The 11,390-nt window shown below is 75.3% G+C and carries 10 protein-coding genes; 7 read left to right on the top strand and 3 right to left on the bottom strand.

Features of this window, described 5'->3' with window-relative positions:
- The first annotated feature begins 414 nt into the window (after nucleotides 1-414).
- From FB00_RS02375 to FB00_RS02365, 3 genes are all read left to right on the top strand, one after another.
- Nucleotides 415-1,731 (top strand): NAD(P)/FAD-dependent oxidoreductase, encoded by a 1,317-nt coding sequence (locus tag FB00_RS02375; RefSeq protein WP_197088717.1) that lies wholly within the window; start codon nucleotides 415-417, stop codon nucleotides 1,729-1,731.
- Between the two features lie 112 nt (nucleotides 1,732-1,843).
- Nucleotides 1,844-2,437, top strand: coding sequence for a PASTA domain-containing protein (locus tag FB00_RS20855; RefSeq protein ID WP_052877377.1), 594 nt, complete (start codon nucleotides 1,844-1,846; stop codon nucleotides 2,435-2,437).
- A 165-nt stretch (nucleotides 2,438-2,602) separates the two neighbouring features.
- On the top strand, nucleotides 2,603-3,286 hold the full coding sequence (locus FB00_RS02365) for an SDR family oxidoreductase (protein WP_047231148.1): 684 nt from the start codon (nucleotides 2,603-2,605) through the stop codon (nucleotides 3,284-3,286).
- A 3-nt stretch (nucleotides 3,287-3,289) separates the two neighbouring features.
- Here the strand turns inward: FB00_RS02365 and FB00_RS02360 are convergent, their stop codons facing one another.
- Together FB00_RS02360 and FB00_RS02355 are read right to left on the bottom strand one after the other, a co-directional pair.
- Entirely contained in the window at nucleotides 3,290-4,459 is a 1,170-nt protein-coding gene (locus FB00_RS02360; protein ID WP_047231147.1) for a hypothetical protein, read from the bottom strand.
- A 178-nt stretch (nucleotides 4,460-4,637) separates the two neighbouring features.
- Nucleotides 4,638-6,404, bottom strand: a complete 1,767-nt coding sequence (locus FB00_RS02355) for a M28 family peptidase (RefSeq protein WP_082140871.1) — start codon at nucleotides 6,402-6,404, stop codon at nucleotides 4,638-4,640.
- A gap of 208 nt (nucleotides 6,405-6,612) precedes the next feature.
- Between FB00_RS02355 and FB00_RS02350 the strand changes: the two genes are divergently transcribed.
- Both FB00_RS02350 and FB00_RS02345 read left to right on the top strand, forming a co-directional pair.
- Entirely contained in the window at nucleotides 6,613-7,953 is a 1,341-nt protein-coding gene (locus FB00_RS02350) for an exonuclease domain-containing protein (RefSeq protein WP_047231315.1), read from the top strand.
- Entirely contained in the window at nucleotides 7,950-8,960 is a 1,011-nt protein-coding gene (locus tag FB00_RS02345) for a hypothetical protein (protein WP_047231146.1), read from the top strand. Before FB00_RS02350 ends, FB00_RS02345 begins: the two co-directional genes overlap by 4 nt.
- A gap of 18 nt (nucleotides 8,961-8,978) precedes the next feature.
- Here FB00_RS02345 and FB00_RS02340 read toward each other — a convergent pair whose 3' ends face one another.
- The gene (locus tag FB00_RS02340; RefSeq protein ID WP_047231145.1) at nucleotides 8,979-9,713 is read right to left on the bottom strand and encodes a GbsR/MarR family transcriptional regulator; all 735 of its coding nucleotides are present in this window, start codon (nucleotides 9,711-9,713) and stop codon (nucleotides 8,979-8,981) included.
- Nucleotides 9,714-9,905: 192 nt separating this feature from the next.
- Here FB00_RS02340 and FB00_RS02335 point away from each other — a divergent pair, with 192 nt between their 5' ends.
- Nucleotides 9,906-10,607: a DUF4097 family beta strand repeat-containing protein gene (locus tag FB00_RS02335; protein WP_231581664.1), complete on the top strand. Its 702-nt coding sequence runs from the start codon at nucleotides 9,906-9,908 to the stop codon at nucleotides 10,605-10,607.
- A gap of 157 nt (nucleotides 10,608-10,764) precedes the next feature.
- Nucleotides 10,765-11,295 (top strand): Hsp20/alpha crystallin family protein, encoded by a 531-nt coding sequence (locus FB00_RS02330; RefSeq protein WP_052877375.1) that lies wholly within the window; start codon nucleotides 10,765-10,767, stop codon nucleotides 11,293-11,295.
- The last annotated feature ends 95 nt before the right edge of the window (nucleotides 11,296-11,390 follow it).

Genomic DNA, 11,390 nt, shown 5'->3' with positions numbered 1-11,390 from the left:
GTCCGCCGAAGCAGAACCGTGGTCCGCCGAAGGAGAACCCAGGCCCGCCGAAGGAGAGCCCTGGTCATGCGGGTTCTGCGGTCCCCCGGGTGAGCAAGGACCAGGGTGAGACGACGTAGGGCGGGGTGGGTGGTGGTGCCGCGTCGTGGCGGGCCTGGCGGGAGCCGCGAGGAACGAGCGGCGGATGGTAGACGCGGCACCACCACCCACCCCGACCACCCAACGCAACCACACGCCGTCGAGCACAAGAACCACGGCTCTACCTCGCGCGACCACGGCTCTACCTCGCCCCACAGCGCCCTGTTCGGCGCGGGGGCGGGGTTCGCCGTAACCTGGCAGACGTCGTCGGCGACGTCCGCGACGCAGGCGGGCGGGCACCGGCGCTCTCCCACCCCGTCGCCCCGAGGAGGCCCCGTGCCCGAGCCCGTCACCGCTGCGCCTGGTCCGGCAGCCCCCGACTCCCTGCCGCACGTCGTGGTGGTCGGCGCGGGGTTCGCCGGGCTCGCCGTCGTCAAGGGGCTCGCCAAGGCGCCCGTGCGCGTGACGCTCGTGGACCGCCGCGTCTACAACACGTTCCAGCCGCTGCTCTACCAGGTCGCGACGGGCGGGCTGAACCCGGGCGACGTCACCTACTTCCTGCGCGGGCTGCGGCTCAAGCAGAAGAACGTGCGGGTCGTGCACGAGCACCTCGTCGGCATCGACCACGAGGCGCGGCGCATCCACCTCCTCAACGACGAGTGGGTCGACTACGACTACCTCGTCGTCGCGAACGGCGTCACGGCGAACTTCTTCGGCACCCCGGGCGCCAAGGAGAACTCGTTCCCCATGTACTCGCGGTCCCAGGCGATGAAGATCCGCGACACGCTCTTCATCCGCCTCGAGAAGGCAGCGGCGAACCCCGGGACCGACGAGGGGCTGCGCGTCGTGGTCGTGGGCGGCGGCGCGACGGGCGTCGAGGTCGCGGGGGCGCTCGCCGAGCTGCGCACCGCGGGCCTGCGCCCCGCCTACCCCGAGATCCACGGCGACGCGTTCGAGGTGAAGATCGTCCAACGCGGCGGCGAGGTGCTCAAGTCGTTCCACCCGAGGCTGCGCCGGTACGCGGCGGAGGAGCTGCGCCGCCGCGGCGTCGGCCTGCACCTGGGGGCAGGGGTCGCGGAGGTGCTGCCGGACGCCGTCGTGCTCACCGACGGCACGCGCATCCGCTCCGACCTCACGGTCTGGTCGGCCGGCGTCCACCCGCACGAGGAGGTCGACGACTGGGGCCTGCCGCGCGGCGAGGGCGGGCGTGTCGTCGTCGGCGACGACCTCCAGGTCGAGGGCCTGCCGGGCGTCTTCGCGGCGGGCGACATCGCGATCTCGCCCGCCGGGCTGCCGCAGCTCGCACAGCCCGCGATCCAGTCGGGCGAGCAGGTCGCGCGGAACATCGAGGCGCTGATCGCCGGGCGCCCGACGACGTCCCTGCGCTACTTCGACAAGGGCACCATGGCGGTCATCGGCCGGCGCGCGGCGATCGCCGAGGTCGTCGGGAGGCTGCGCCTCACGCGCGGCGTGGCGTGGCTCGCGTGGCTGTTCGTCCACATCATGGGGCTCATCGGGCCGCGCAACCGGCTGACGACGCTCGCCGGCCTGGTCACGCGCTACGGGTTCCCGTTCCACCGTCGCCCGATCCCCATCGTCGGCGACGTCCCGACCGTCCGGCCGCCCAAGCGCACGACGCCCCGCCGCGGCTGAGGCGCCCCGAGGATCACCCGCTCTCGACGCCTCCCCCGGCCGCACCCGGCGCGACCGTCACGTACCCTCGAAGACGCAGGCAAGTTTGCAGGGGCAACCGGGGGCACGTGTGGTGGCAGGACGAACGACGGCACCGTCGACGACGACGGACCGAACGCAGAAGAACCTCTCGCAGCAGCGCGGAGCGCACCGCGCGGCTCGCGCCGGCACGACGGTGCCGCGGCGCGCGCGCGTCGTCGTGCTCGCCGCCGTGGCCGTGGCGGCGCTGGCCGGGTGCCGCGCCGAGGCGCTGCCCGGTGGTCCCGGGACGCCGACGCCGTCGCCCACCGCGATCCCGACCGCGGCCCCCACGCCCGGCCCGACGACCGAGCCCACCGACGACCCCACCGGCTCCCCGACCACCGGGCCGGGTGCTCCGGTCCCGCCCGGCGGGTCCGACGGCGTCGAGGTCTCGGTCGAGATCGAGCCCGCGTTCCCGATGCCGAACCTCGTGGAGACCAAGCTCAAGCAGGCACGCGCAGACCTCGAGAAGCGCGGCGCCGCGAGCGTCGTCGTGGTCGACGCGCGCAACCCGGGCGCGGGCACCCTGCCGGGGGCGTCGAACGGCTGGACCGTGTGCGCCCAGGACCCTGCGGGCGGCGACCTCCTCCGCGGGTCGGCGACCGTGACGCTCGCCGCGGCGCCCAACGCGCGACAGTGCCCCTGACGCCTTCCGGCGCCCTGACGCCGTCCCGGGTGGCGGCGTCGGCCTCGGCAGAGCACGGTGGGATCCTCACCGCGAGATCGACCTGACCGTCTCGAGATCGGTCCCCTGAGGGTCGATCTCGCCCGCTCGGGTCGATCTCGACGCCAGCAGACAGGAGTCCGCCGCATGAAGATCGCCCTCGTCGGTGCCCACGGCAAGGTGGGCCGGCTGCTCGTCCCGATCCTCGTCGACCACGACGCCGCCGTGACCGGGATCGTGCGCGCCGAGGAACAGCTCCCGCTCGTCCGCCGCCTGGGCGGCGAGCCGCTCCTGCTCGACGTCGAGCACTCCTCCGTCGACGAGCTCGCCGCCGCGCTCGGCGGGTTCGACGCCGTCGTGTGGTCCGCCGGGGCGGGCGGCGGGGACCCGGAGCGCACCTACGCCGTCGACCGGGACGCCGCGAGCCGCACCATGGACGCCGCCGCGGCCGCCGGCGTGAGCCGCTACCTGATGGTCTCGTGGATCGGGTCCGTGCCGGACCACGGCGTCGACCCGGACTCGAGCTTCTTCGCCTACGCGGACGCCAAGCTCGCCTCCGACGACCACCTGCGCGGCACCGACCTCGACTGGACCATCCTCGGGCCGGGCACGCTCACCGACGACGACCCGACCGGCGCGATCCGCATCGTCGGGGACGGTGCCGACGGGCTCGACGGCGCCGACGACGTCCCGGGCGGCGCGGCCTCGCAGGTCTCGCGCGCGGACGTCGCGATGGTCGTCGCGCAGGCCGTGCGCACCCCTGCGACGGTCGGCCGCTTCGTCCGGTTCACCGCCGGCGACACCCCCATCCTCGAGGCGCTCGACCGGTAGCCGTCAGCGCCCGAGGCGTCGGTCCACGCGGTCGCGCAGGTCGAGCGCCGTGCGGCGCCACGTCGCCGCGCGCGCCACGACCGATCCGACGCTCGTGTCCTCGGCGCGGACGTGCACGACCTCGACCCCGCGCTCCGCGGCCGTGCGGACGATCGTGTCCGTCGCGCCGCGCAGCGCGAGCTGGAGCAGGACGGACGTCGTGCTCGCCTGCGCCTCGCCCGTCCCGAACCGCCGCTGGTAGACGACCTGCGTGACCACCCGGTCGAACATCGGGTCCGGTGGCACGTCGGCGTGGGCCACGTCCGCGTCGCCGTCGGGCCGGTCCGCGGCCTCGCCCTCGTCGCCGGTCGCGCCGAGCAGCGCGTGCGCGTCGGCGACGACGTCGTCGCCGTCCGCGTCCGGCGGCAGCACGGCGAGGTAGAGCGAGAGCAGGAGCTCGCTGATCTTGCGCAGCACCCACGCGCGGCCGGGCAGCGGGGGCAGCGCCACGACGTACTGTGCGAGGTTCACCTCCAGCGCCTCGGCCGACAGGCACGTCCACGCGGGCGCCGTGCGGACCTCGACCACGCGGTCCCAGTCCACGTCCTTGCCGTCGAGTCCCACCCGCTGCGGGCCGATCGTGACGGCGCCGAACCGGTCGAGCAGCGCGAGCGGCGCCGTCGCGAACCTCGGCACGTACGGGACGAGCCGCACGACCCCCTGGACCGACACGTCCCACTCGCGCTCGATCGGGTACGACGGCCGCGGGTAGGCCGCGATCGCGCGCCGCACCCACTCCGCGACGACCTCGTCGAACGCGCCGCCGTCCGCGGCGTCGTCGAGCGGACCGTCGTCCGCGCCGTCGGCGCCGTCGGCCACGGCAGCGTCGTCCGTGAGCGCCTCGACGAGCGCGTCCTCGAGCGCGGTGTCGAGGTCAGGTTCGGGAGCCGACTCGCGCGCCGGGTCGACGTCGTCGCGCCGCGCGCGTCGGCCGGGGAGCGGGACGGGGAGCGAGAACGGGGGCCGCGGGAGCGTGGGTCGCGGCAGCGCCGGGAGGGCGGGGACGCGCAGGAGGCGCTTCTCGCCGAGCAGCCGCGCGAGGGTGCTGCGCTCGTCGCCCGACGTCGTGCCGGGAAGGTCGGGGCCCTCGCCCGGCTCGTCGTCCGTCGTCGTGAGGAACGGTTCCTTCGCCACGTGACCCCCCTGTCCGTCGCGCCGCCCGACGGCGCACCGCGGGCCAGCGTAGACCCGGCGGGGGCGACCCCGCCGACCCGTCGCACCGCACGGCGCTCGGCGCTCGGCGCTCGCCCGCGGACGCAGGCGGGGCCGCCCTCCCCGTGGAGGACGGCCCCGCCCGTCTAACGACCCTGCGTCAGCCGCAGGCGATCGCGTCGTACGCGACGTCGTACGTCTGCGAGTGGTTCTCCCCGCCGCCCGCGAGGCGCGCGACGACGCTCACGGTGCCGGCGTCGACCGACGCCGACCGCGTGGCGAACGACTGGTACGCGTTCGCGTCGGGCGCGACCTGACCGAACGCCCGCTGCCCGAACGGCGTGACGAGGCGCAGCGAGACGGGCTCGTCCTCGCCGTTGGTCGCACGGACGGCGACGTAGGCGGTGCCGTTCAGGCACCGTGCCTCCGCCTCGATCGCGTCGACGCGCGGGTTGCCCACGCCGTTGATCGCGAACGTGTCCTCGGACAGCGCCGCCACCGCGTGACCGATCGCGCGCGACATGATGTCGAGCGCGGTCGCGTCGACGTTGTCGATCGTGTCGGCCGGCGAGTGGTAGTTCGGGTCGTAGAAGATGCCCTCGGTGCCGCCGAACAGCGCGACCTCCTCGGCCGTCTTCGAGCCGTCCGCGCCGGTGAACAGGCCGGACGCCGGGACGCCGTTCTCGATGAACGCCTGGTAGTCGGAACGTCCGGAGAACTCGGTGTCGACCCAGGGCTGGTCGATGCCGTCGAAGTAGTCGGTGAACACCGCCTCGGTCTCCGCCGAGCCCGGCGGCACCTCGACGGGCGCGGGGTACGTCGACTCGTTCGCGTCGTACACGCCGATGATGTAGTTCGGCGAGCCGACCATGTCGAAGTTGAGGTACGTCGCGATGTCGTCGAGCGCCTCGGGGTCGTTCGCGGCGAGGTCGCTCACGTAGTGGGTCGAGCCGCGGAGCCCGACCTCCTCCGCGCCCCACCACGCGAACCGGACGGCGTTCTCGACGTCCTGGCCGCCGTCGGTCGCCGCGGCGAGCTGCACCGCGACCTCGAGGATCGCCGCGGAACCCGAGCCGTTGTCGTTGATGCCCGGCCCGTCCTCGACGCCGTCGAGGTGTGCGCCGATCATGACGACGTTGTGGTCGCGGCCGCCCGGCGTCTGGGCGAGCACGTTGAACGTCTCGAACTCCTCGACGTGCGTCTGGAGGTCGTAGGTCGCGACCGCCTCGGCGCCGCCCGTGATCGCCGCGAGGATCGCCTGGCCGTCGGCCTGCGTGATGCCCACGGTCGGGACCCAGACGTCGCTCTCCTCGCCGAGGGTCGGGTTCAGCGCGCCGTCGGTGTTGTTGTAGAGGATCACGGCGGCGGCGCCGGCCTCCGCGGCGAACCGGGCCTTGTCCGCGAACGGGCACGAGCCGCGGCTGACCAGGGCCACGGCCCCGGTGACGGCGACCCCGTCCCAGGTCTCGGCCGTGCAGCCCTGGACGAGCGCGTCGGCGGGCTGGACGATCGGGCCCGTGACGCCGTCGTCCGGGGTGTCCGGCGCGAACTCGGCCGGGTAGACGTCCGACGTCACCTCGACGCCGGCCGCGGTGAGGGACAGGTCGTCGATGACCAGGTCCTCGAACGTAAAGTACTGGCGCTCGGGCTCGTAGCCCGCGGCCCGCAGGGCGTCCTCGACGTAGACGGCGCTCGCCTCGTAGCCGGGCGTCTCCATCGCGCGGTTGCCGCCGTTGGCGTCCGCGATGTCCTGGAAGTCCTGGAGCCGCTGCATGACCGCGTCGCCGGTGACGAGGTCCTCGAGCGGGGGCGGCCCGTCAGCGGCTCGGAGGCCGCCTCCGGGGGCAGCGCCGACGGGCGCTGCGGTCAGAGCCGCGAGCACGAGGCTCGCGGCGGCGGCAGACGGGACGATCGTTCGTGGTCTCACGCATCCTCCTCGACAGTGGCCCCCGCCGACCGACCCCGGTCGTGTCGGGGTCCGGCCGAGTCGCACACGAGACGCGACGCTGCGGAGGCTCGTGTGCTCGCGAGCGTAGGCCCACGGGGGCTTGCGCGAAACCCCTGTGCGAATCCCCTGCGCACCGACCTGAGCACGGCGGGCACGAGACGTGGGCGGCGTCGGGCAGACTGTGCCCGTGCCCGGATTCGCCGTCGTCGACCTCGAGACCACGGGGTTCTCCCCTCGCCTCGGCGACCGGGTGGCCGAGGTCGCGGTGGTGCTGGTCGACGCCGCGGGCCAGGTCGAGGACGAGTGGTCCACCCTGGTCAACCCCGAGCGCGACCTCGGGCCGCAGCACGTCCACGGCATCGCGGCGGCCGACGTCGCGCTCGCCCCGACGTTCGACCGCGTCGCCCCTGCGCTCCTGCGCCTGCTCGCCGGGCGCGTCCTCGTGGCGCACAACGCCGCGTTCGACACGCGCTTCCTGCGCGCCGAGATCGGGCGCGCCGGGATCGCCGCGGCGATCGACCCCGTCGCGTGCCTGTGCACGCAGCAGCTCGCGAGCCGCTACCTCACGGGCTCGCGCGCGCTCGCCGCGTGCTGCGCGGCGGTGGGCGTCGTGCACGACGGCGTCCACTCGGCCCTGGGCGACGCGCGCGCCACCGCGGGGCTGCTCGGGTACTACCTCGACGTGGCGGCCGACGACGAGTGCTGGGACGTGGCGCGCGCCGCGGCCGACGGGGTGCGGTGGTCGCTGCCCGCCGCGCTCCCCGGCGTGGAGCCGGTCCTGCGGGGCGCGAGCCGCGCCCACGGTCACTGGCTCGCCGGGCTCGACGAGGCGCCGGGCGCCCGCGCGGGTGCCGCGCCCGCACGGACCGAGCGCCCGGACGTCGACACCGCGACCTACCTGCGACTGCTCGACGCCGCGCTCCTCGACCGCTACGTCTCGCACTCGGAGCGTGCCGCGCTCCTCGCCGAGGCGCGGCGGGCCGGGCTCGACCGCGCCACGGTCGAGAGCGTGCACCGCGACTACCTGACCGCCCTCGCCCGGGCGGAGCTCGACGCCCTCGACGGCGCGACCTCCGCGGGCGACCGCGACGACGGCGGCTCCGTCCGCGACGACCCCGCCCTGCACGAGGTCGCGGGCCAGCTCGGCCTCGACGCCGACGACGTCGCCGGAGCCGTCGAGGCGGCGCTCGGAGCACGGCTCGCCGCGGAGCTGGCCGTCGCACCGCGCCCGGCGTTCGTGCTCGCGGACGGCGACGAGGTCGTGCTCACCGGGTCGATGTCGCGCACGCGCGAGGCCTGGGAGCGCGACGTGCGTGCCGCCGGCCTCTCCCCCTGGCCCTACGTGACGCGCCGGAGCCGGCTCGTCGTCGCCGCCGACCCGGACTCGCTCTCGACCAAGGCCCGCACCGCCCGCCGTTACGGCATCCCCGTCGTCACCGAGACGGCCTTCGCGGCGCTGCTCGCCGCCCGGGGCGAGCCGGCGAGCGGGCGCACGTCCGGCACCGGGGTGCGACGCTGGGCGTCATGAGTCCGAAGGCCCCGCGCGGCGCCGACGCCCCGGTCGGGGACGGTACCGACGTCGACGCGCTCGTCGACGGGCTCTTCGCGCTGCCGCTCGAGCAGTTCGTGGTCGCCCGCACCGCGGCGGCGAAGGAGATCAAGGCGTCGGGGGACGCGGTCGGCGCCGAGCGCGTGGGCCGGCTCGCGAAGCCGACCGTCGCCGCGTGGGTCGTCAACCAGGTCGCGCGCGAGCGGCCCGACGACGTCGCCGCGCTCGTCAGCCTGGGCGACGAGCTGCGCGACGCGACGACCGACCGCGACCGCACGCGCATCAGGACGCTCGACCGGCTGCGGCGCGAGCGCGTGGAGCGCGTCGTGGCCGAGCTGCGCGACGCGGGAGAGGTCGCCGGCCGGGCCGTGTCCGCGACGGCGCTCGACCGGCTCGCCGAGACGCTCACCGCCGCCGTCATGGACCCGGACGCGGGCGCGCTCGTCCGCGCCGGTCGGTTGTCGCAGGCCCTCCAGCACGTCGGGTTCGGGATCGTCGACGAGGGAGGCGAACCCGCCGACGTCGTCGAGCTCCGGGCGCGGACCGGCGGCACCGCGGGCGCGGGCGGGCCCGGAGCCGCGGACCCGGAGACGAGCACGACGCCCGGCGCCCGGTCCGCGCGGGCCGACACCCGCCCGGCCGACGGCGCGCCTCCCGAGGAGGACGCCGTGGCGGCCGCCGAGCGGGAGGTCGAGGAGACGGCGGCCGAGGTCGACCGCCTCGAGGCCGAGCGCGACGAGGCAGACACGCGCGTGCGCGCGGCGGGCGACGCCGTCGGGCAGGTGGAGGACAAGCTCGGGCGCGTCGAGGACGAGCTGGCCCGGCTCGCCGACGAGCGCGAGGACCTGCGCGCGCGGCTCGCCGAGGCGCGCGACGCCGCGGCCGCGGCGCAGGAGTCGCTCGACGGCGCCGACGCGCGGCTCGACGAGGCGGAGGAGCGCGCCGCCGCCGCCCGCAAGGCCCGGCGTGCCGCGCGCCGCGGGTGAGCGCGGTGCGCAGACGGTTCAGTCCTTCGCAGTGGTGCGGTCTTCCCCGACGGCGTCTCCCGGGGTGGTGAGGAGATCGCGCGCCTGCTCGGCCGCCCGGGCGATGCTCTCCCCCACGAAGTCGAGGAAGCGCGCCATGTTCTCGAGCCGCGCGCCGGCGGGGCTGCTCCGTCCGAGGATCGCGACCCCCTGGCGAGCCGTCTCGGCGAGCTGGGCGTTGTTCCGCGCCGCGGCGATCATCGACTGGAACCAGACGTCGCCGTCGGCGACGTAGCGCTCGCGGCGGCCCTCGCCCCGCTCGCGCACGACCAGACCGTGGCTCTCCAGGACGGGGATGGCCTTGGAGATCGACGCCGGGCTCACCCGAAGACGCTCGACGAGCTCGGCGGCCGTGAGGCTGCCCGTGTCGGCGGTGTAGAGGCACGTCAGCACCCCCGCCGCGATCCGCGGCAGGCCCTGCTGCATGAAGAGCGCCGTGAACGTCTCCTCGTACTCGCGGACGGCGTCGGCACCTCGGGACGGCGACGACGCGGTGGCCGGACCCGGCTCCCGGCGGCGGCGCGCGCGGCGCTCGGTGGCGTGCTGCGCGAGGTCGGGCCGGTAGGCGCCGGGTCCGCCGTTGCGCATCACCTCGCGCGTGACGGTCGACGTCGGTCGGTCCAGCCGGCGGGCGATCTCCGCGTACGCGAGGTCGTCGGCCAGCCCGAGGGCGATCTGCTGGCGCTCCTGCCTGGTGAGCCTTCCTCCGGGCATGGTGGTCCTCCTCCGCTCGTGCCGACCGCCCGAGGCTAGCGTTCACCTGCCATCGATGCAACGCAGACGACGCCTCACGTTGCGTTGCACCTGCGCCATTGCACCAGTTTATGTCCGATTACCTGCGCATATGCCCACTCACAGCAACATTGCTCTTGCCGTCACCGTGAACGCTACGTAGCGTTCACGGTGTTGGAAATCACCAGGACGACCTTCCAGGAGTTGATCACGATGCACACGTTCGACACCCCCGCCCCGATCACCGCCGTCATCGACGCCCCCGCCGCCCGGGTCCAGCTCATCGCCTCGGGCCGGGCCGACACCGTCGTCGAGGTCCTCCCGCTCGACGCGTCCAAGAACCGCGACGTGACGGCCGCCGAGCGCACCACGGTCGAGCACCACGACGGCGTCGTCCGCGTCGCGGCCGCGCCGGCGAAGCACGAGGCCTTCGGACCGTCCGGTGCCGTCGAGGTGACGATCCAGCTTCCTGCCGGGTCGCACGTCGAGGTCACGGGCAGCGGCGAGCTGCGCGGCGTCGGCCGGCTCGGCGACGTCACCGCCGCGGACGAGTACGGCGCGATCACGCTCGACGAGGCGGCATCCGTCCGTCTGGTCACCCAGGCCGGCGACGTCTCGGTCGGTCGTCTGACCGGCCCCGCGGAGATCACCACCGCGAAGGGAGACGTCCGGGTCGCCGAGGCGGAGCGCGGCACGGTCGTGCTCAGCACCCAGCTGGGCGACGTCGCGGTCGCGGCAGCATCCGGGGTGTCCGCGACGCTCGACGCGAGCACCGGGTACGGCCGGGTGAGCAACTCGCTCCGCAACGACGGCACCGCCGCTCTCGACATCCGCGCGACCACGACGCACGGCGACATCACCGCGCACAGCCTCTGAGCACGGCCTCTAAGCTCCGCTCTCCGCGCCGCCCGTCTTCCACCCAGAAGGCGGGCGGCGTTCGTCGTGCGCGAACTCGGGACTGAGCCGGTCCCGCTCAAGGTTGGACAGGTCAGGACGCCACGGGCAGACCGTGGCACGGAACCTGGAGGTCCCCATGATCAGCACCTACACCGTGGCGCCGTTCCGCCCGCTCCCCACCGAGCGCGTCGTGCGCCAGCTCTGGACGCGCCCGGTCGGCGCGCCCGCCGCGCGGTCCGGCTACGCGCCCGCCGCCGACGTCTACCGCGAGGGCGACGACCTCGTCGCCCGGTTCGACGTGCCGGGCGTCGACCCCGAGCGCGACGTGACTGTCGAGCTCGAGGGCCGTCGCCTCGTCGTCCGCGGCGAGCGTCGCGACCAGCGTGCCGTCGAGGCCCCCGCGGCCGAGACGTCCGAGACCGAGGGCGAGCAGCCCGAGGCGGGGACGGACGGGGCCAGCACCGACGAGGCGGCCGAGGCCGCCCCGGCAGGGCGCCGCATCCGTGAGGTGCGGTTCGGCGAGTTCCGCCGCACCGTCACCCTGCCGAAGACCGCGGAGGCCGACGCCGTCCGCGCGTCCTACGACGCGGGCGTGCTCACCGTGACCGTCGCCGGCGTGTTCGCCGGCCGTGCTCCCCAGCGCATCGAGGTCACGCGCGCGGCCTGACGCCGCACCGCCGGCGCGGCGGACGACGTCGCGTCGGCGCTCCGACCCCGGTCGCGCCCGCCCCCTGCGCGACCGGACCACGGACGGGGCCGGCA

This window comes from Cellulosimicrobium funkei, from assembly GCF_001019615.1.
GTDB classification, from domain to species: domain Bacteria; phylum Actinomycetota; class Actinomycetes; order Actinomycetales; family Cellulomonadaceae; genus Cellulosimicrobium; species Cellulosimicrobium cellulans_E.
Note: the sequence above shows the minus strand (reverse complement) of the source record. Positions and strands in the feature narration are given on the sequence as shown.